We start from the raw sequence: 21,896 nt of genomic DNA, 5'->3' as shown, positions 1-21,896 counted from the left end.
ACAAACCGCGAGCCGGATTTGAGGGGGAGTCTAACAGAAAAAAACCCGGCAGCAACGCCGGGTTTTTACGGAGCCGAAGCCAATCAGGCCGGCTGGGGTTGAGCATCCTCCCGTGCCTTGCGCCTGAGCTGTCCGAAAGCGACCAGGCCCAACAGTAACAGTGCCGGGATAAACATCAACTCTTTTGGTGGCCGCTCCAGCTCAATCTGGACTGCATCAATGGTCCAGCCAAACTGGATACCGGCATCTTCCGCGGCACTGCCAAAGTTGACGAAATCCACCACCAGATCACCGCCCTGCTCTGACACTTCCAGTCCTGCACCCGCCAGGCGCTCCTGCGCGGTTTCACCTTCAGGGATCTCAAGCTCGACGTAGGTGGTGACATCACTGCCATCCAGCGCCATGCCTGACACCTTCAGCACCACCTCACCGTCAGCAGGCACATCCGCCACGTATTCCATAACGGCTGTCCCCGGCCGTTCTTCGTTCGGCGGATAGATCATGTCCCACCAGAAACCGGGCCGGAACATGGTAAAGGTAATCAGCAACAACAACAGGGTTTCCCACTTCCGGCTCCGGGTGAACCAGAAGCCCTGAGTTGCCGCCGAGAACACCAGCATGGCCGTGACGGCACTGAACACCGTAACCAGCAGATCAAACCAGCCAGTCAGGCCAATCAACAACAGCTGCGTATTGAAGATGAACATGAACGGCAGGATGGCGGTTCGAATATCGTAGGTAAAACCCTGGACACCCGTTCGGATAGGGTCTGCCCCTGAGATTGCGGCCGCCGCGTAGGCGGCCAACCCCACGGGCGGCGTATCATCCGCCAGTATCCCGAAATAGAACACGAACAGGTGCACCGCAATCAGCGGAACGATCAGGCCATTCTGGGCCCCCAGGGTTACGATAACCGGCGCCATCAAGGTGGAAACCACAATGTAGTTGGCGGTTGTCGGCAATCCCATCCCCAGAATCAGACTGATCACAGCAGTGAAGATGAGCATCAGCAGCAGATTTCCGCCAGACAGGAATTCCACGAACTGAGTCATCACCAGGCCGATACCGGTCAGCGTCACCGTACCAACTACGATGCCGGCCGTTGCTGTCGCAACGCCGATACCCACCATGTTCCTGGCGCCGGTCGCCAGCGAATGGAACAAATCACTGATGCCGCCGGTGAATTCAGACATCAATCCGCCATGCTTGCGGAAAAAGGCCTTCAGCGGCCGCTGGGTAATAACGATAAAGATCATGAACAAGGTCGCCCAGAAGGCAGACAGCTGGGGCGAAAAGCGTTCAACCGTCAGACACCAGACCAGCACCACCACCGGCAGCAGATAATAGAGCCCGGTTTTAACGGTGGGGCCTACCTCCGGCAACTCGTTCATTTCTTTATTGGGATCGTCTTCCTCCAGCTCCGGGAAGCGGGTGGCATAACCTACCAGGCCGACATAAATCATCACCAGAATCGGCCCAAGCACCCAGGGCGCGGCCTCACCCAACACCCCTTTGGTCCAGCCAACCCCGTAATAAACCGCGAAGGTCAGTACGATCAGGCCAATCAGAATGACCACCCAGTTCAGCATGCGCTGGGCCAGGGTTGGACGATTCAGCCGCTCTACCCCTTCCATCTTCAGCTTGCAGGCTTCCAGATGGACGATGTAAATCAGGGCAACATAGGAAATCAGTGCCGGCAGAATGGCGTGCTTGATCACCTCGAGATAGGAAATCCCCACGTACTCGACCATCAGGAAGGCCGCGGCACCCATGATGGGCGGGGTAAGCTGACCGTTGGTGGACGCAGCCACTTCAACCGCGCCGGCTTTGGTTGCCGGGAAACCGACCCGTTTCATCAGGGGGATCGTGAAGGTACCGGTGGTCACCACATTGGCGATGGAGGATCCGGAAATCACTCCACTCAGGCCACTGGAAACCACCGCCGCCTTGGCCGGGCCTCCGCGCATATGCCCCAGCATGGCGTAAGCCACCTTGATAAAGTAGTTACCGGCTCCCGCCCGCTCAAGCAAGGCACCGAACAACACAAACAGGAAAACAAAGCTGGTAGACACCCCAAGAGCAACCCCGAATACCCCCTCGGTTCCGAGCCATTGGTGGGAAGCCAGCTTGTTCAGGCTCACGCCTTTATGAGAAATCACATCCGGCATGTAAGGGCCGGCCAGTGAGTAGGCAATAAATACCGCCGCAACAACCGTCAGCGGGAGCCCAAGGGCCCTCCGGGTAGCTTCCAGCAGCAATACCAGGCCGCCCAACGCCACCCAGAGATCCATGGTGGTTGGTGCCCCCGGCCTCTGCGAAAGAGCATCATAAAAAACATAAAGATAGGAAGCCGCAAATGCAGCAGCCAAAGCCAACACCCAGTCATATATGGGCACCTTGTTGGCATGCACCCCTTTGATCATCGGGAATGCCGAGAATGCAAGAAACACCGCAAACGCCAGATGGATTGAGCGCGCTTCGGTGGAATTGAATATTCCGAAATTCAGAATGAACGGCAGGGGTGATGCAATCCAGAGCTGGAACAACGACCAGCACACCGGAACGATGAACAGGATAACCGCTGCAGGCCCGGTCAGCGCCCGGCCTCCGGTTTCGGTCTGCAATACCTGTTCTACCTTGCTGGCATCAACTCCCGCCCCGGTACCGGGGTCATTCTTTGCCATAGAATGTTCCTGTGATGGGAAATAACCTTACTGAATCAACAGAGCGGGCCTCAGCCCGCTCTGTTGACATGCCTGGCCGATCAGTCGATCAGGCCAGCCTCGCGATAGTACTTGGCCGCGCCCGGGTGCAGCGGCGCACTCAGGGCATCAGAGACCATTTCTTCTTTCTTCAGGTTGCCGAAGGCAGGGTGCAGACGCTTGAAGCTGTCGAAGTTCTCGAACACGGCCTTGACCACTTCGTAAACGACATCTTCCGGAACGTCAGTTGAGGAAACGAACGTAGCAGCCACACCAAAGGTGGTTACATCTTCGTCGGAACCACGGTACATGCCACCCGGAATCACTGCCTTACGGTAGTATGGGTTTTCCTTGATCAACGCTTCTGTCGCCTTGTTGTCAACGGCAACAATTACACTGTCACAGGACGTGGTGGCTTCCTTGATGGCACCGGAGGGGTGGCCAACGGTATAGAAGAAAGCGTCAATGTTGCCATCGCACAGCGCCTGGGACTGCTCGGCAGCCTTGATCTCAGCCGCCAGCGAGAACTTATCCATAGTCCAGCCCATTTCATCCATCAGCACTTCTGCTGTGGCGCGCTGGCCAGAACCCGGATTACCCACAGACACGCGCTTACCTTCCAGGTCTTCAAAGGTCTTGATGCCGGAACCTTTGCTGGCAACCACGGTGAACGGCTCAGGGTGCAGAGAGAAGACCGCACGCAGCTTCTCGTTCTTGCCCGCATCTTCAAACTGGCTGGTGCCATTGTAGGCGTGGTATTGCCAGTCGGACTGGGCAACAGCCAGGTCCAGCTCGCCCTGGCGAATGGCGTTCAGGTTGTAAACGGAGCCACCGGTACTCTCAACCGAGCAACGGATACCATGCTCCTTGCGATCCATATTCACCAGGCGACAGATAGCGCCACCCGCCGGATAATAAACGCCGGTAACACCACCGGTACCGATGGTCACGAAGCGCTGTTCCTGCGCGGAAACCGCAGAGGACGCGGCACCCAGGCTCACGGCGGCTGCAACGGCAAAAGCGGACGCTTTGAGTTTCAGTGTCATGTGTGCTCTTCCTTTTCTTGATAGTTATAGTCGATTACCCGCACGGGTATACGGGCAAACATCCGGTTCGTTCTAGAACATAGAACACTTCTGGCCATAAATAAAGGAAGGATTAGCACGCTAACCAGCTGACCTATCAACAAAAAAGCCCGCACAGGCGGGCTTTTTTGCTGGTTCAGGGCGATTTTCAGGACTTCGCAGCCCGTGCTTTCGCCAGCATCTTGTCCGGGCGAAGCAGGAATCTCGCCAGGGCCGGCAGCAGCCAGATTGCCCCTACCATGTTCCACAGGAACATGAAGAACAGCAGGAAGCCCATGTCCGCCTGGAACTTTATCGGAGAGAATATCCAGGTCACAACACCAAGACCCAGAGTCACACCGGTAAAGATAACCGCCTTACCGGTGGAGCGCAGGGTTTCATAGTACGCCTCCTGCAGCGTCTTGCCCTCCAGCAGGAACTTTTCAAGTTTGCTGTAGATATAGATACCGTAGTCCACACCGATACCCACACCCAACGCAATCACCGGCAGCGTGGCCACCTTGATGCCGATACCGGACACCGCCATGATCGCCTCACACAGGATGGAGGTCAGGCCCAGCGGAATCACAATACAGGCCACAGCCCTGATGGAGCGGAAGGTCAGGAAGCAGAGCAAACTCACTACGCCATACACCAGCAGCAACATCATGTCCTTGGCGTTCGAGATCACCTCGTTAGTCGCCGCTTCGATACCGGCGTTACCAGCTGCCAGCAGGAAGGTATGCTCCTCGTTGCTGTTGGCATCGGCGAACTGTTCGACCCGCTCGACTACCGTTTCCAGAGTTTCCGCCTTGTGATCTTCCAGGAACACCAGAACCGGCGTGAGGCTGCAGTTGGTATTAATCAAACCTGCCGGCGCGTCACGAATGGAGGCATTGATGATGGTCTGGTTGCGGGAAATCTCGTACCACTTCCAGTTACCCTCGTTCAGAGCCTTGGTAACCAGCTTGGAGACATCAGCCAGGGAGGCGGAGCTCTGCACACCCGGAGTGTTCTGCAGCTCCCACTGCAGACTGTCCATGGCCCGGAGTACGTTGTACTGGGTACATTGTTCTTCCGGGGTCTTCACCATCACCACAAGCACGTCTGCACTGGTGGAATAATTGTTGATGATGTAGGCGTTATCCTTGTTATAGCGGGAATCCGGGCGCAATTCGGGCGCACCCTGGTCCAGGTCACCCACTTTCAGGTCCTGCTTGTAGTACATGCCCAGCCCCAGGCCGATCACCGCGATCAGCAGGGAAATCGGCGCAACCCCCGGATGGGAGAAGTAGGACATGACCCGCCACTTGCGGTCCTGCTTTTCACCATGATTCTGAACATGCTGAACACCGCCTTTGGAGATGCCGATGTAAGACATGATCAGAACGTGCAGCACCAGGTTGGTAATGATGACGAACGCCACACCCAGACCGGCCGCCACAGCCAGATCACGAATAACGTCGATTTCGATAAACACCAGCGTGAGGAAGCCGACAGCGTCAGAAATCAACGCCAGCATGCCCGGAATATAAAGAGCCCGGAACGCCAGACGAGCTGAGGTGACGGCATCGAAACCCTTGGCCGACTCAACCGCCATGGCATTAACGATCTGAACCCCATGACTGATACCGATCGCGAACACCAGAAACGGCACCAGTACCGAGTATGGATCCAGGCCATAGCCCAGCAGCCGCAGGGCCCCCAACTGCCAGAACACGGCAATGATTGAGGTAAAGATCGGCACCAGGGTTCCGGCGATGCAGCGGGAATACCAGAACAGCAGCAGCGTGGTCAGCAGAATGGTAATGCCGGCAAACCAGGCAATGGAGCCGATACCTTCAATCAGGTCACCGACTTTCTTGGCGAAACCAACAATGTGAATATTGACGTTCGGATTCTGTGCTTCGTACTTCTCCCGGATCTTCTCTTCCAGCTCACGGGAGAATGCTGCGTAATCCAGAGCCTCACCAGTTTCCGGATTTTTCTCATACAGGGGAGCATACACAATCGTGGACTTGAAGTTGTCTGATATCAGACGGCCCACTTCGTTCGAACGCAATACGTTCTGGCGCAACTGCTCCAGGCTCTCCCGGGAGCCATCGTAGCCATCCGGAATAACCGTACCGCCCTGGAAGCCCTGCTCGGTAACCTCTACCCAGCGAACGTTCGATGTCCACAAGGTTTTCAGGCCGGAACGGTCCACCCCATTCAGATAGAACACCTCATCGGTGATCTGCTTGAGGGTTTCCATGTATTCGGCAGTAAAGATGTCGCCTTCTTCCACGGCAACCGCAATCCGGACAAAGTTACCCAGGTTGTCCAGGTCGTCCCGGTGATCCAGCATATTGACGATGTACGGATGTTCCAGCGGAATCATCCGCTCAAAACTGGCATCCGGCTGAATTTTGATGGCGTTGTAGCCAAGAAACAGCGTCAGCACAAAAAAGGCGACCAGGATCAGCGCCCGGTTGTTGAAAAGTAAACGCTCAAGGAACGGTTCCGCCTTGGGCGTTGTCAGGTAATGTTCACCCCTGTCATGCATCGGGTCAGACATTAAAAAACCCCTCTATCCATTAATCCGTTGATGCCACACCAGGGCGTTAATTCAGGTTCCGGCCGCGAGCGTCGGTAATCTCAACACCGCCTTCGCCGACCAGCAATAGATTGGTTCCCGGCAATGGAACCACACCCATGACACCTTCCCGGTCATTGCGGAAGTAGGGGCGGAAGCTTTCACCATTGTTGGTGCTCATCAGCACTGCGCCGCCATTTCCCACCAGGGTAATGCGTCCATCCTCGGCCACCGCCGCGTTATTCAGGGTGGCGCCGCCCTCATTGGGCACCATGGTCCAGCTACGGCCAAGATCGGTCGACAGCAGAGTGTTGCCCCGCAAGCCGAACGCCAGCACCTCGTTCACCCGTCCGGTTCCGGTGACGCCAAACAGGGAGCCATCGTATGGGCTTTCCCGCTTCTCCCAGGATTCGCCGCCGTCAACAGAAACGTGAATCTGACCAGCTTCACCGACCACCACCAGCGCACCACCCGCTACCTCGGCGATGCTGTTGTAGTGGAAGTTGGTTGGGTTATCGAGTTTCGGCGCCCAGTCTTCCCAGGTCTGCCCACCATCCTGGGTTCGCAGAATCATGCCATAGGCACCCACCACAAAACCGTGGTTCTCGTCTTCGAACCAGACATCAAGGAACGGGTTAACCGGCCCGATTTCCATATCTGCCTGGGTGTTTTCGAGGGCGAAGAACAGATCGTCAAGCGCCCACTCCAGGTCAGCCTTCTCTTCTTCCGGAGCCTGTTCAATGCGCTCTTCCAGCTCAGCAATCTGGTCTTCCTTGCTGGCAATCACCAGCTCGGCGGCCTGAATACCATCGAGCTGCAGCTCCCAGGTCTCCCCGGAATCGCTGGAATGCAGCACAACACCGCTGTGGCCAACCACCCAGCCATGCTGCTCGGTGCCAAAATCAACGGCGGTCAAGGTGACCGCCACCGGCACCTCGGCCTGCGTCCACGACTGGCCCTGATCGTCGGAATAGATTACGTGCCCACGCTCACCCACTGACACGATTCGATCGCCTGCGCGGGTTGCGTCGGTCAGTAGTGACTGGGGAGCCAGTTCTGTTGGCCTCGCCGGTGTCTCGATAATATCCGCGAGTGCAAATGCCGCTGGAGCTGCCAGTGCCATAGAGAGGCCAAGGCAGGCAGTTCCCAGTGTCTCGCACATGAACCTTTTAGCCATTCAGATTGCCTTTACGTTGGTTAAATCCTGATGCGCCTGCTGCACGACTGGCAGCAGCCTTCGCAAACAAACCGGCAGCCCCCTGGGCCGCCGGTCGACATCCTGCTTGTGGCCTCGGGCGCCGGATCAAACCGGCGCCGAAGCCTCAGCGTACGCTTCGCCTGCGCAAAGAAGCTGGCGAGAAGTACCGTGTGTTTGGTACATCATTGGTAAATACACGGGTATTCGGCTCTTCGGTATCCAGACCCAACACGTGATATCGACGGGCCTGGAGATCGTGATACACATCAAGCACCGTCCAAACTCCCGGCAACTCGTAGTAGTTCTTGGGAATACCCATGGTCACACGCCAGAGATTGCCGCGACCGTCATACTGGTCGAGCAATACGGTGTTCCAGCTGTCTTCATCCACATAGAAGCGACGCTTACCATAGATGTGACGCTCACCTTCCTTGAGGGTCGCTTCGACCACGTGCACGCGGTGCAGCTCCCAGCGGGTCAGATCAGGATTGAGGTGGGACATACCCAGAATTTCAGAGTAAGGCGTTCCCTTCTCACCGATCCGGTAGTTGTTGTAGGGAATGTAGATTTCCCGAACACCTTCGTAATCCCAGTTATAGCGGTCCATGGCACCATTGAAGATATCGGTGTCATCAGCGGTACGCAGGTTATCAGAGGCCGCAATCGGTGAGTCGTAGCCCAGGTTCGGAGCACGGCGGACACGACGTTGACCAGCGTTATAGCCCCAGCCATTGCGCGGATTGATGATCTGGTTCAGGGTTTCGTGAATCAGAATGGCGCCACCGGCAAGACGGGGTGGCGACTGAGTGAACGAGAGATAGTAGAAGATCACGTTGTCCAGATCTTCTTCACCACCCTCAGGGTTGTAGAAGTTGAAGAACGCTTCCTGCTGAGAGGTCACCAGGCTGTAGTCGCCGTTGGTCTGAACCGCCACCTCACTGGAGCGCCGGGTGACAGACACACCGCGCCAACGGGTCAGGTGGTTCCAGATTACCTGCCAGGCCTTTTCTTCGTTATTGCCGTGAAGAATCGGGAAAGGATAGCCACCAAAGGCACCCTCAATACCCTCTGCCTCACCCACAATCTCGGCATTCACCGCGTTCTTACGGGTGTTTTCAGCCACCCATTCGGGCACCGCGTGGGTGCGCCGGGACTGATACACGGGTATGCGGAAGGTGGTCGGGTAGGTTTCCAGCATCGCCCGGACGCCATCGGTCAGATACTCGCTGTACTGATCCATGTTGGAGGCTGTTATGGTAAACAGCACTTCGTCGTCGGGGAATGGATTGATATGGTGCTGCCCGCTGCCTTCGTAGCCAGCCGGCGGCTCCGTCAGGCCGCCATCCCACGCCGGAATGGTGCCGGCATCGTTACCGGCCTTGGGTGAACCGAACGGGGTGAGATCCTGGCCAAGGCGCGCTGCCTCGGATGAAGACACTGCCGCCTGAAGTGGCGAAGCAGCAAAGGACAGAGCCAGCAACCCGCCAAACAAAACGTTTTTGTTGTATCTCATTGTGCAACCTTAAATCCGTCTGGAAGCCTCTGTGGGCCTTTTTGTTATCGTCTGATGCAATCGCAGACTTTCTGACAGATTAGCCGATCCGGCAACATTGTCTATCGACCGAAAGTGCGATTTTGTATCCGGCTGTGACGACGGCTTTACAATCACAGCCAGACAAAGGGCCCCACGGCATCAGTCGCGGGGCCAGGCTCCGGCGTCAGTCTGCCAGGCTCTTGTGTACTACTTCATACACGTCTCGGGACAACTCGGCTTTATCGCGAATCCGCTCCAGTGCCGATTTCATCTGTTTGCTATACCCGGGAGCGAACTTCCGCCAACGGGTCAGCGGTGCCACCAGTCGCGCCGCAATCTGAGGATTGCTGTCATCCAGTCGGCATACCTGCTCGGCAAGGAATTCATACCCGCTGCCGTCAGGATTGTGGAATGCCGCCAGGTTCTGGGCCGCAAAGGCACCCACGACAGAGCGCACCTTGTTCGGATTCTTCCAGTCAAACGCCGGGTGGTCGAGCAACTGCCGTATCTGCGGCAGCTGACCTGCACGATCGCTGGAGGCCTGCACCGAGAACCACAGCTCCACCACTTGCGGGTCGTCACTGAATCGCTTGTAAAAGGCTTCCAGAGCCTGTGTACGATCTTCCGCGAAATCAGAATTCACCAACGCTCGCAGTGCGCCGAGCCGATCCGTCATGTTATCAGCGCCCCGGAACTGCTCTTTGGCCAGCGCCAGCGCTTCCTGATCACCAATATGCAGCAACCAGCCCAGCGCGGTGTTACGGAGACTGCGGCGGGCAATGGCCTCAGGCGTCAGCTGGTAATCGCCCTGCCCGGCGTTGCCCCGATAACAGGCCATGAGTTCATCCCGCAGGCCTTCAGCCAAATAACCAAGCACGTTTTCACGGGCCTGGTGAATGGCAGCAACATCAGCCTGCTCCGCCAGCTCAATGAGATAGGCCTCTGAAGGCAACTGCAGCATCTTTGCCATCAGAGCCTGATCCAGCTCGCTGTCCTGCAGCAACGACCGATAAGCATCCACCAGGCGCGGCTCCACCCCGGCAGACTCCGGAGCCCCCACCAGAGACTGAATAACGTCCACGGCCAGGCGCTGACCTGCGTCCCAGCGGTTAAAACCGTCCGGATCATGGCTCATCAGGAACAGTAGTTGCTCCCGCGTCCAGGGGTAGTGCACCCGCACGGGGGCAGAAAAATCTCTCAGCAGAGAAGGTACCGGGCGCTCCGACAGGCCCTCAAACTCAAAGCAGTGTTCCTCCTGGCTCAGCTCCAGCACCCGCTCCAGAGGCGCTTCGCCACTCTCACCACTCAGCTTCAGGGGCAGAGGCTGCCCGTCGGCGCCCAGAAGGCCGAGCGCAAATGGAATATGCTGCGGCTTCTTGCCGGTCTGGCCTGGCGTGTCAGGAATACTCTGGCGCACGGTAAGCCGATAGATACCGCTCGACTCGTCGTACTCATCAGACACCGAAACCACCGGCGTGCCGGCTTGCTCATACCATAGCCGGAACTGGCCCAGGTCCCGCCCGGAGGCGTCTTCCATAGCGCGAACAAAATCATCGGTGGTGACCGCCTGCCCGTCATGGCGCTGGAAGTACAGATCGCTGCCCTTACGGAACATCTCGTCACCAAGGAGGTTGTGGATCATCCGAACCACTTCGGCACCCTTTTCGTAGATGGTCAGGGTATAGAAGTTGGAGATCTCCATGTAAGACGCCGGGCGCACCGGGTGGGCCATGGGGCCGGCATCCTCAGCAAACTGTGCTGTGCGCAGCAGGGTGGCATCCTCTATTCGTTTCACAGTCGGCGATCCCATATCGGCAGAGAACTGGGAATCCCGGAACACCGTAAAACCCTCTTTCAGGCTCAGCTGAAACCAGTCGCGGCAGGTTACCCGGTTGCCGGACCAGTTATGGAAGTATTCGTGGGCGACGATGGCCTCGATACGCTGGAAGGCGGCGTCCGTGGCAGTCTCCTGACTGGCCAGCACACAGGAAGAGTTGAAAATATTCAGCCCTTTGTTTTCCATGGCGCCCATGTTGAAGTCGTCCACCGCCACGATCATGAAGATATCCAGGTCGTACTCCCGCCCGTAGACATCTTCGTCCCAGCGCATGGAACGCTTGAGGGCATCCATCGCGAAATCACACTTCTTCGCGTTGCGGGGCTCGACATACATCCGCAGATCAATGTTGCGGCCGGAACAGGTGGTGAAGGTATCTTTTTTCTCCACCAGGTCTCCGGCTACCAGGGCAAAGAGGTAAGCCGGCTTGGGGAACGGGTCTTCCCAGGTGACAAAATGGCGTCCGTTTTCCAGCTCGCAGTTATCCACCGGGTTACCATTGGAGAGCAGCACGGGATAGGCGCTTTTGTCTGCCTCGATACGGGTACGGAAGCACGCCATGACATCCGGCCGGTCCGGATAGAAGGTAATGCAGCGAAATCCTTCCGCCTCGCACTGAGTGCAGAACATACCGGAGGACTTGTACAAACCTTCCAGCCGGGTGTTGTTCTGAGGTTCGATCCAGGTGACTACCTGCAGCTCGAATTCTTCCGGCACCGAGGGCACTACCAGCGCATCGCCACGGTCTTCGAACTCACCAGTGCCCAGAGGCGAGCCATTCAGGGAAACCGATTCCAGTTGCAGACTATCACCGTGCAGAAACAGAGGGGCAGCGCTCTCCGCGGAATCCGGGTTGCGGCGCACAGTCAGGGTACTGTGCACACGTGCGCCGTCTTCAAATAATTCAAAACGCAGATCCACCTGATCAACCAGATACGCAGGAACCTTGTATTCACTCAGGTAAATGGTTTGTGGCTGGTTGGTTCGCATTCATACTCTCCAGAGAAAAGACATGGCGGATTCAGTCAAGAACCCGGAACCGGACTTCATAGCCGGTAAATTTGCGGATATTGATTACACCGGTGTCGAGCATCAGATACTGGCCTTTGATACCTTCCAGCAAGCCTTCCACTTCCGGCGTTTTGTCCAGATTATGGGTTTTCACCTTGGCCGGCCATACCTGAACCGGATAACCCAGCCCAAGTGTGGCTTCGTCCACAATTCGTATGCTGTCTTCACCATGCTGCGCCCGCAATTGCGCCAGGTCGTCTGCGATCAAGTCCAACAGGCGCTCACGCTCCTGCACCAGATCCAGCTCCGGCACATCACCCTTTAGCATGGCTCGCCAGTTGGTGCGGTCGGCCACGTGGTTCTTGCACGCCACTTCCACCAGACCAGACAGGTAACGGCTGGCGACCCGCAGCATCGGTATCGCCGTTACCGCCCCCTGATCAATCCAGCGGGTCGGTACCTGGGTGGCCCGTGTTATACCCACTTTCAAGCCGCTGGAATTGGCCAGATACACAACATGTTCAACCATGCAGTTGGCCTCGCCCCACTCCGGCTCCCGGCAGGTACCCAGGTGATAGTGGCATTTTTCCGGGCTCATGATGCAGCTGTCGCAGGCGGCCAGCTTTCGGAAACACGGATAGCAGTAGCCCTGATTGAAACTCTTTTTGGTGGTGCGATCGCAATGAATACAGCGAATCACGCCATCAAAATTCAGCCGGACCTTATGACCAATAAGGTCATTCAGGGTAATGCGGTTGTCGCCGATGGCCAGGTTATAAGCCACCGGGTCGCCGGCCTCGACCGGCATCTTGCGAAGCCGGCCGGTTACATCAATGGATTCGCTCAAACCTTGACCTCAACAAACTGATCTGGGTCCACATCGTTGTTGCCCTGGCGATCTTTGCGGAACTGCACAGACGGATCGCAAGCGGTACCGGCTTTCTCGCCACGGTCCAGGTATCCCACTCGCTGTTCTTCCGGGACGTTGTGCTTTTCTTCATAATAAATCACCGCTTCCAGGCTGATAGCGCGCTGCTCACGGGTCAGCGCGCGACCATCTGGCCATTTACCAAGCTCAATGGCCCGTTTCAGGTTGCGGTAAACCGTCGGGTCCAGCCGCTCAATCAGTTCTTCGTATGTCATTCCCGCCTCCTGAACGTTTCTTCATATAAAAAATGCCAAGACCGTTTGACAATTAAAAATGATAACGATTATCATTAATTCACCAAATGACAACGGTCGTATCATTTGGTCTCTCTCATCAGGAGCTAAAAGCTCTTTTAACAGCCTCACCTTTTGGTGGGGCTTTTTTTTGTTTCAGCCTCGGTATCGACGAGGAGGCATGATCGCCGCCATCGCCAACCCGGCCAGAAAGCCGCCCAGGTGTGCCTCATTGGCCATGCGACCCACGCCAATCATCTCCGGCACTGGCGTAAAGCCAATGATCATCCACACCAGCGCAAAGGTCACGAGTGCCGGCGGGAATTGGAAACGCGGCAGTCTTCGCTGGCTCAACCAGCAATAACCGAGGATGCCGTACACCACCCCCGAGAGCCCGCCGAACAGCGGGCCGGACACCAGATACTGTAGAAGATTGGACGCCAGACTGGTGGCCAGAAACAGCCCTACCAGCCGTGCCCGGCCGTCCATCCATTCGATCTGACTGCCCAGGAACCAGAGCATCACCGAGTTGAAGATGATATGGGTCCAGCTGAAATGCAGGAAATCCGGCGTCAGCAGCCTCCAGACCTGGCCTCCCGAAAGGGTGATAGAGAGCGCTTCCAGGCGCCCGGCCAGTGTGCTGAAGGTATCCCAGCTGAACGGCCGGGGGTCGACAATCATCATAGCGGCGGCAAAATTGCTCTGCCCCATGCCGGTCAGCCATACCATCACCACGGCAACCACGATGACGCCAATGACAAAAGGAGCATGGCGGGGCGCCGGCTGCCAGCGGCCGCCAGGAGTGATCGGGGAAGACGACGGACTATCCAAAACTACCTCTCTGGTGTTAGCGGGCGACACTATCTTCGCTGGTCGGGTAATCGGGCTGCTCCGGCCGGTCAACATCAACCCAGACAAATTTGTCCGAAGAGAGCACTTTTTCCCCATCAAACCGATAGGCCACCAATTTGCCATACTTCACGGCGCTGAAATCAATACACGCCACATTGTGCTTGAGCGGAGCGGGGGCACCCTCCATCCAGTAATGCCCGACAAACACCGGCGGCGCGTCCAGTGGATAGGTAATCAGCTGCTTGCGCTCCTCCTCGCGCAAAGTCCTGCTGGCCACCTCCGGCGGCAGCGGATCCGGCTGAAACACCACATCTGCATAGGTTTGCGGGTCGTCTGCCCAGAACTTGGTACGGAAGAACTGCCGGACGTAGCCATCCCGGCCCGTAATGGACATCCCTTCCGGCAGGCGCAGGTCAGTTCCGCGCAACAGGGTATCCATCACCTGCCCGGCGAAGGATTCGATGGCCGCCGAGGCGTGCAGGAAATCCTCGTCGATACAGGCGCCGCCCTGGCTCTGGCGGAACTGATCAATCAGGGTCTGATCCCAGCAGGCATGCACCACGCGGAAGCCTTCCTCATCAATGAACAGCGGAATGCTGTAAAACCACTCCAGAAATTCGTTCCATTCATGTGGATACGCATCAAACTGCTCAAGGGTTTCCTTGATCAGCCGATCGTGGCGGGCATTGTGTTCCCTCAGAAATTTCTTGCCGCTGCCTGGCCGTGCCCGGGTGCAGTAACCCAGTGCGTTGTACTCGTGGTTGCCCATGACAATTCGGGCAAAGCCGTGTTCCACCATGTCACGCACCAGGTGCAACGCTTCCCGGATTCTCGGCCCACGATCAATAATATCGCCGATAAAAATGGCCTGTCGGCTGGGGTGCTGGTAAATGCCGTTCCGCTTCCGATACCCCATCTGCTCCAGCAATCGCTCCAGGGTATGGGCGCAGCCGTGGATGTCACCAATAACGTCGTAGCCGCGATGTGCGGTTGTCTTGATTGCCGCCATGATCAACTCGCTGCTATTTCGCTTGCCCAGCCCAGCTTGTCCCGGCAGGTCGCGTAAAAATTGTGATCGGTGGGATGAATCAGACGGATCTTGAATGGTTTTTTGGTGATTCTGATGATATCCCCCGGGGCACAGGCAATGTTCATCTGACCATCGAAGCTGACCTGTGGATAGGTCTCATTGGTTTCGCCGATCACCAGTTTGATCTCGCTTTTACCATCCACCACGATCGGCCGACTGCTCAGGGTGTGGGGGAACATGGGCACCAGCACCACCGCATCCAGCTTCGGATGCATAATCGGGCCACCAGCCGACAGGGAGTAGGCTGTAGAGCCGGTCGGCGTCGCCACAATCAAACCATCTGAACGCTGGCTGTAGACGAAATGACCGTCGATAAACAGATCAAAGCCAATCATGCGCGTGGATTTGCCCGGATGCAGAACCACATCGTTGAGTGCCGAGCCATACCCCAATGGCTGGCCATTGCGCTCAACGTGACCATCCAGCAAAAACCGGGACTCTTCGATGTAATCGCCCTCAAGAACCCGGGCCAGGCGCTCTTCAAGATCTGACGGCGAGATATCGGTCAGAAACCCCAGTCGGCCGCGGTTCACGCCAAGAATCGGAATCTTGGACTTGGCCAACTCCCTGGCGGCGCCCAGCAGGCTACCATCGCCCCCGACCACGATCACCAGATCACAGATCTCACCCAGGAGCTTCTTGCTGGCCACCTGCAGACCATGGCCCGGAATCATGGTGGAAGTGTCTTCCTCGATGATCACATGGTAATTGTTGGCGGTAAGGTACTGCTTGAGCTGCCGTAAAGATTCCACCACCTTGACGCTACCCATGCGCCCGACGATGCCGATATTCCTGAACTGGTCCATGAAGTGTCCCGTGGTCTCTGAATGAAACAGGAAACAGTTTAACGAAACTCGGGCCGATTCTGAAAAAAGATACCGATCAGGCCTTGTGCTGGTCGCAGCGATCGTCCTGTCCGGGCTCGAATTCGGCAGGCTGGGTCACGCGCATGATGGGCTCGCCACAGGCTTTGCCTTCGTCATCAACATGTTTGCATACGGGGTGTTCATAGTGGGCAAGCCATTCCCGATAGGCTGGCTCATTCATGCCACAGCGCTCTGCGGCATAGGCCAGTGGGTTCCCGAAGTAAGTGTCGATGTCTTCGTAGGGCAAAGTAATATGCCCGACACCGGGGTGGTAGGCCACCAGGAATACCGCCTGGGTGCGCAGCTGCTCCAGCAGGGAATCTTCCGGAGGCTGGCGATGGCGGAGTTCATGGTTCTCCTGCTCCAGCGCCACAATCTTGTCGTCGCGCAATTCCAGCTCCCGCTGTTTGCGCTCCAACTGTTCCCGCAACAACACCGTCTCGGCATTGGCGTTAGCATCTTCCCTGCCCTGTTCGGCACTGCCCTCCGCCATTTTCTCCTGCATGGTGAGGTATTGCTCATTGCGCTGGGACAGGCGTTTTTTCAACTGTTCGTTGGTCAGTTTCAGGCGCTCGTATCGCTGTTCCAGGTCCGCCAGCTCACTGCGCAGCCCCTGCATTTCATTGCGATGCTCACGCTGAAGGTCAGCCAGTGAATCCCGATGGACGCTCTGGAGCGTCTTGATTCTGAGCCGTTGCTCGCGGAGGACCTGAGCCAGACGCGCGCGGTCACGGCTACCATCGTCACTATTCGATTGCGGGGTCGGGGCAGTGAGTACCGGGATATTCTCTTCTTCGGGCTCGATCTTCTGAAAACGGAGAGTATTGGCGTCAACCGCCTTGCGAATGGCCTGAAAATGGTTGTTGCCGGGGGTCATGTCCGGGTCCCAGAGTTCATTGGCAAACTCCGGATCCGGACACTGACTACGACACACCAGCCTGATAGGGCCGCCCCCCATGTTGGGGCCTTTCGCGCCCTGCTCTGCCAGCGCTTCAATGGGGACATTCCAGTGGCTGTCTGCGCGCCCCTCCTCATCAAACCAGATGCGGAAGAACACCAGAGAACGCACATTCAGATCGGTGCTGAGATTGACGAGAACCGCCCGGACATCAGTCTCGGCCAGGTCTGACAGACCAACATAGCCATCCAGGAAAGCGCCAAATTCCGACAGTCTCATCTGCCGGGCAACCTGGCTACCGTCCATAAAAAATACCGCCGAATAACCTTCAGCGGCCTGGCTGGCATTTACCATCAACCTTCTCCGTGCCCCGGGAATCTCAGTTCCGGACGCTCGCCAGCGCCCTTTGGTTCCAATTCAAACACTTTCCGACATAGTCTAGCCAGACAAGTGCCGAAGCACAGAGAAAAACTGCAACGATTTGTGATCAAATCTCCGCAGCGAGCCGGCTACCCTGGTTAATGGCCCGCTTGGCATCCAGCTCCGCCGCCACATCGGCGCCACCAATCAGGTGTACCGGAATGCCCGCTGCCTCAACACCGGCCTGCAGTTCGCGAAGAGGTTCCTGACCGGCACACACAATGATGGTATCCACCGGCAGGATCTTGTCCTCACCCTGCTCTGCGCCTTTCGGCGTAACCGTGATGTGCAGACCTTCATCGTCGATCTTGCGATAAGTCACCCCCGGCACCATCTGAACATGGCGATTCTTCAGCGAGGTTCTGTGAATCCAGCCTGTGGTCTTGCCCAGATTCTTGCCCACTTTGGAGGCCTTACGCTGCAGCAGATAGACCTCGCGAGCCGGTGCCGGCACTTCCGCCGTAACGCCCTGGATACCGCCGCGATGCTCTACCGACAGGTCCACGCCCCACTCCTTCATGAAGTGTTCGGTATTCAGAGAGGGAGAATCGCCCTTGTGGACAATAAACTCGGACACATCAAAACCGATACCACCGGCACCGATCACCGCCACTCGCTGGCCCACCGGCTTGCGCTCCAACAGGGCGTCGAGGTAACCGATAACGTTCGGGCGATCAATGCCCTCGATATCCGGAGTGCGGGGTTCCACACCAGTAGCCAGAACCACTTCATCGAAACCACCCGCTTTGAGTTCCTCGGCGGAAACCCGGGTATTCAGACGTACATCGACCCCGGTCTTGTCGAGCATTTTCCGGAAATAACGCAGGGTTTCGTAGAATTCCTCCTTGCCCGGAATACGCTTGGCCACGTTGAACTGGCCACCGACTTCGCTGCCGGCATCAAACAGGGTCACCTTGTGACCACGCTCCGCGGCCACGGTGGAAAACGCCAGGCCCGCAGGGCCGGCACCCACCACCGCGATGGACTTGGGCTGCGCCGCTTTAACGTAAGCCAGCTCGGTTTCATGGCAGGCCCGCGGGTTGACCAGGCAGGAGGTCAGCTTGCCGCTGAAGGTATGATCCAGACAAGCCTGGTTACAGCCGATGCAGGTGTTGATCTCGTCGGCACGATCCTGCTCCGCCTTCAGCACCAGCTCAGCATCGGCCAGGAACGGCCGGGCCATGGAGACCATGTCGGCATCGCCGTCCGCCAGGACTTTCTCGGCGACATCCGGCATGTTAATCCGGTTGGTGGTCACCAGGGGAATGCTGACCTCGCCCTTCAGGCGCGCTGTTACCTTGGTAAATGCGGCCCGGGGCACCGAGGTGGCAATGGTCGGAACACGGGCTTCGTGCCAACCGATACCGGTGTTGATAATGGTGGCTCCGGCTTTCTCGATTTCCTTGGCCAGGTGAACCACTTCTTCCCAGGTGCTGCCGTCTTCAATCAGGTCCAGCATGGACAACCGGTAGACGATAATAAAGTTCTCACCCACCCGCTCACGGACCCGGCGCACAATCTCCAGCGGCAGACGGATACGGTTCTCGTAGCTGCCGCCCCACTGGTCGGTGCGGTGGTTGGTGTGAGCGACGATAAACTGGTTGATGAAGTAACCTTCAGAACCCATGATCTCGACGCCGTCATAGCCGGCCCGCTGCGCGAGAGCGGCGCAATTCACGTAATCGTCGATCTGCTTCTGGATACCGGCTTCGTCCAGCTCCCTGGGTTTGAAAGGGTTGATGGGCGCCTGAATAGCAGAGGGTGCCACCAGCTCCGGAGAGTAGGCGTAGCGGCCAGCATGCAGAATCTGCATACAGATCTTGCCACCTTCGTCGTGAACCGCCTTGGTGATGACCTTGTGCTTGTCGGACTCTTCCTCGGTATTCATCTTGGCCGCATGCTGGAATACCGCACCTTCCGTATTCGGGCCTATACCACCAGTCACGATAAGACCAACGCCGCCACGGGCGCGCTCAGCGTAGAAAGCCGCCAGGCGCTCAAAACCGTTTTTCACTTCCTCAAGACCGGTGTGCATGGACCCCATCAGGGTACGGTTGCGTAACGTGGTAAAGCCCAGATCAAGAGGCTTCAGAAGATTCGGGTATTTGCTCTCGCCGGAAGCAGTGGTCATGAAATTCTCCTCATCTGATCAGGTATCGGGACATCCGCCCATTTGTTATGGGCATAACACTACCGACCCTGCTCTGCGCCAACAATATCAAAAAATAACATTTGATTATCCCTGAACAACATCAATAATAGGCCCATGATCAAATCCCGAACGCCGGCCCGGAATGCTCTGGGCGATATCAGCCTGCTCTATGTCTCCGTGCTACTGCGGGCCGTTGCTGCCGAAGGTGGAGATGCGGAACAGCTGAAAGCACGGTTCCATCTGAGCGCTCCGGAACAGGCGGCTGTCGATGCCCGTATCAGCATCCCCAGATTCATGCGACTGGGCCACGCCGCTATCAATGCCACGGGGAATACGGCGCTGGGGCTGCGCATGGGGGCGCTGTCACGCCCGGTCGACGCCGGCATGGCGGGGCTCGCCGCCGAAACCGCCGGGACAGTCGCCGGGGCACTTGAATTGCTGGTGCGATATTCACTCCTCACCAGTCATAATTCCCGCGGGGCTCCCAGCTTTCAGCGCGCAATGAAAACCGTGAGCTTCTATTCCATTCGCCCCTACAACCAATACAACTATTTTGTCGTGGATTCTGTGCTGGCCGCCTGGACCCAACTGATTCGACACATGACCGGCCGCTACGATGTACTGGAGCGTGTCCGGATTGAGTACCCATCCATTGGTCAGGACGACCTGTTCGAGAGCTGGTTCCGATGCCCCGTGGAATTCGGGGCTCCGGCAAACGATATCCGGATCAAGGACACAATCTGGGAGCTGGTACCGGCGCAGGCGCAGAGAGGCATGAATGAGAAACTGGTGAGCCTGTGCGAACAGGAACTGCAGCGAATCCAGCGAGGGTGGAGAATTACCGATCGCGCCCGCCATCACATGGCGCCATTACTGGTGGGTGGCAAGGTGTCGGTGGACGTTCTGGCCGCAAAAATGGGCCTGACGCCCTGGACACTGCAACGACAGCTGGCCGAAGAAGGCAGTGGATTCCGGCAATTACTGGACACTACCCGCCAACAACTGGCCTGGGATTACTTGAAGGAAACCGACAGCTCGCTGGCAGAAATTGCCTGGCTGCTCGGCTTTGCCAACCCTCCGGCATTTCACAAGGCATACCAGCGATGGCATGGCATCAGCCCGGGCGAACATCGAAAGATTCTGAGGATCAAGAAAAACTGATAAGACTTCAGGGGAGGTAAAAAATGGCGGAGCGGACGGGACTCGAACCCGCGACCCCCGGCGTGACAGGCCGGTATTCTAACCAACTGAACTACCGCTCCGCGTAGCTGCCTGAGCTGTCTTGCGACTGCTCTGTGACAACGAGGGCGCATTATAAAGAGGCCCTCGTTTATGTCAACGATTTTCCCAAACTTTTTTCAGATTTGCCTGAATCGCCACTTACATGGCATCAACCATTGCATCCTTGCCCTGGGCGGTCTTGCGGTATTCAATCGGTGTCATGCCAGACCAGCGCTTGAACGCCCGATAAAACGTACTGGGTTCTGAAAAGCCGGTCAGGTAGACAATTTCATCAATGGATTCATCGGTGGTGGCCAGTAGCTGCCGTGCTAGACGGTAGCGGAAATCCGCCAATACCTGATTAAAACTGGTCTCGGCCTCGGTCAGCCGGGTTCGCAGGGTCCGGGGCTTGATCCCCAAACGCTCAGCCACGGCATCAAGCGTGACTTCGCCGCTATCAAGCAATTCCGCGATGATGCGCTCCACCTGGCCAACAATGTCCTTCTTCTCGAGCCGGGCCACCTGCTCACTGGCGAAGCGTTCATGCAGGGCCAACAGTTCGGGTTCCGCATGAGGCGATGCATGGGACAGCAATTCGGCGGGGAAATAAAGCCGGTTCTCCTCGGCACCGAACACCACCTCACACCCCAACACCTCACGAACATGGTCCTGACCCTGCTCCCGATCATGCTCGAACTCAATCCGGGATGGGTAGAAATTGCCGTCGGTAATGGATTTGAAGAAGGTAATCAGGCCTTGAACAAAACACTCATTGAAGTGTTTCAGACGGCGAACATCGTCTGAGGCGGTATCAAGAACCATGCAGGCTTCATCGCCAGCCACGAAAAAATCCGTGTTGGCGGCATCGCTGAGCAAGCGCTGATAATTCTGGGCGCGGCGCAAGCCCTCGCCAAACGTCGGACTGCTCAGGAACAGGTATTCCAGTACCTGCCCCTTGTAGGCGGGGAGCAATGGCCCAAGGTGCAAACCAACATCGGGGTCACCGGAAACATCCTCCACCGCCTGCCAGAAATAGAGCTGGGCGCTGTGGGGAGTCCTAAGCTGATCCGTGTATACATACTGCTCGTTAACGCCAAGGCGGCTGAAGATGGCGTCGGTATCAATACCTCTTCGCTTCATCGCCTCGTATATCAGGCGTAGCATCACGCCTGCATCACGTAGTTCCTGCATAGTATCCCGCTTTTTTATTTATTGGTTACTACTTTGACCCGCCGGACAGGGCCCGGAGCACGCCAGGTCAATGCCAGATCTGGCCGGGTTTGCCAGACTTTCGTCGTACATTAGAGCATATCAG

General features: G+C 57.1%; 15 protein-coding genes and 1 tRNA gene. 1 reads left to right on the top strand and 15 read right to left on the bottom strand.

Annotation, left to right across the window (positions count from 1 at the left end):
- Positions 1-83: 83 nt before the first annotated feature.
- From OZ656_RS05945 to OZ656_RS05885, 13 genes are all read right to left on the bottom strand, one after another.
- On the bottom strand, positions 84-2,684 hold the full coding sequence (locus OZ656_RS05945) for a TRAP transporter permease (RefSeq protein WP_011785535.1): 2,601 nt from the start codon (positions 2,682-2,684) through the stop codon (positions 84-86).
- An 80-nt stretch (positions 2,685-2,764) separates the two neighbouring features.
- Positions 2,765-3,748 (bottom strand): TAXI family TRAP transporter solute-binding subunit, encoded by a 984-nt coding sequence (locus OZ656_RS05940; RefSeq protein WP_011785536.1) that lies wholly within the window; start codon positions 3,746-3,748, stop codon positions 2,765-2,767.
- Between the two features lie 187 nt (positions 3,749-3,935).
- Positions 3,936-6,323 (bottom strand): RND family transporter, encoded by a 2,388-nt coding sequence (locus OZ656_RS05935; protein WP_011785537.1) that lies wholly within the window; start codon positions 6,321-6,323, stop codon positions 3,936-3,938.
- Between the two features lie 46 nt (positions 6,324-6,369).
- Positions 6,370-7,518, bottom strand: a complete 1,149-nt coding sequence (locus tag OZ656_RS05930; protein WP_011785538.1) for a YCF48-related protein — start codon at positions 7,516-7,518, stop codon at positions 6,370-6,372.
- 145 nt (positions 7,519-7,663) lie between these two features.
- Positions 7,664-9,052: a DUF1329 domain-containing protein gene (locus OZ656_RS05925; protein WP_011785539.1), complete on the bottom strand. Its 1,389-nt coding sequence runs from the start codon at positions 9,050-9,052 to the stop codon at positions 7,664-7,666.
- A gap of 205 nt (positions 9,053-9,257) precedes the next feature.
- A complete protein-coding gene (pepN, locus tag OZ656_RS05920; protein WP_278349915.1) occupies positions 9,258-11,900 on the bottom strand; it encodes an aminopeptidase N in 2,643 nt (880 codons plus the stop codon).
- Positions 11,901-11,931: 31 nt separating this feature from the next.
- Entirely contained in the window at positions 11,932-12,768 is an 837-nt protein-coding gene (locus tag OZ656_RS05915; protein ID WP_273030610.1) for a DUF2797 domain-containing protein, read from the bottom strand.
- On the bottom strand, positions 12,765-13,064 hold the full coding sequence (locus OZ656_RS05910) for a YeaC family protein (RefSeq protein ID WP_011785542.1): 300 nt from the start codon (positions 13,062-13,064) through the stop codon (positions 12,765-12,767). Before OZ656_RS05910 ends, OZ656_RS05915 begins: the two co-directional genes overlap by 4 nt.
- 174 nt (positions 13,065-13,238) lie before the next feature.
- Entirely contained in the window at positions 13,239-13,913 is a 675-nt protein-coding gene (locus OZ656_RS05905; RefSeq protein ID WP_379945054.1) for a rhomboid family intramembrane serine protease, read from the bottom strand.
- 16 nt (positions 13,914-13,929) lie between these two features.
- Entirely contained in the window at positions 13,930-14,943 is a 1,014-nt protein-coding gene (locus OZ656_RS05900; RefSeq protein WP_113878887.1) for a metallophosphoesterase, read from the bottom strand.
- Positions 14,944-14,945: 2 nt separating this feature from the next.
- The gene (locus OZ656_RS05895; RefSeq protein WP_011785545.1) at positions 14,946-15,830 is read right to left on the bottom strand and encodes an NAD(+) kinase; all 885 of its coding nucleotides are present in this window, start codon (positions 15,828-15,830) and stop codon (positions 14,946-14,948) included.
- A 76-nt stretch (positions 15,831-15,906) separates the two neighbouring features.
- Positions 15,907-17,142 carry a DNA repair protein gene (locus OZ656_RS05890; protein WP_153741381.1) on the bottom strand — a complete coding sequence of 412 codons (1,236 nt, stop codon included), beginning with the start codon at positions 17,140-17,142 and terminating at the stop codon, positions 15,907-15,909.
- 133 nt (positions 17,143-17,275) lie between these two features.
- Positions 17,276-19,339: an NADPH-dependent 2,4-dienoyl-CoA reductase gene (locus tag OZ656_RS05885; protein WP_011785547.1), complete on the bottom strand. Its 2,064-nt coding sequence runs from the start codon at positions 19,337-19,339 to the stop codon at positions 17,276-17,278.
- Positions 19,340-19,474: 135 nt separating this feature from the next.
- Here OZ656_RS05885 and OZ656_RS05880 point away from each other — a divergent pair, with 135 nt between their 5' ends.
- On the top strand, positions 19,475-20,521 hold the full coding sequence (locus OZ656_RS05880; RefSeq protein ID WP_226611028.1) for an AraC family transcriptional regulator: 1,047 nt from the start codon (positions 19,475-19,477) through the stop codon (positions 20,519-20,521).
- Positions 20,522-20,545: 24 nt separating this feature from the next.
- Here the strand turns inward: OZ656_RS05880 and OZ656_RS05875 are convergent.
- Positions 20,546-20,622, bottom strand: a tRNA-Asp gene (locus OZ656_RS05875).
- A 118-nt stretch (positions 20,623-20,740) separates the two neighbouring features.
- A complete protein-coding gene (locus tag OZ656_RS05870; protein ID WP_014420974.1) occupies positions 20,741-21,772 on the bottom strand; it encodes an AraC family transcriptional regulator in 1,032 nt (343 codons plus the stop codon).
- Positions 21,773-21,896 lie beyond the last annotated feature (124 nt).

This window comes from Marinobacter sp. LM1 (genome assembly GCF_042763285.1).
Classification (GTDB): domain Bacteria; phylum Pseudomonadota; class Gammaproteobacteria; order Pseudomonadales; family Oleiphilaceae; genus Marinobacter; species Marinobacter nauticus.
This window is presented reverse-complemented; position numbering and strand designations above follow the sequence as displayed.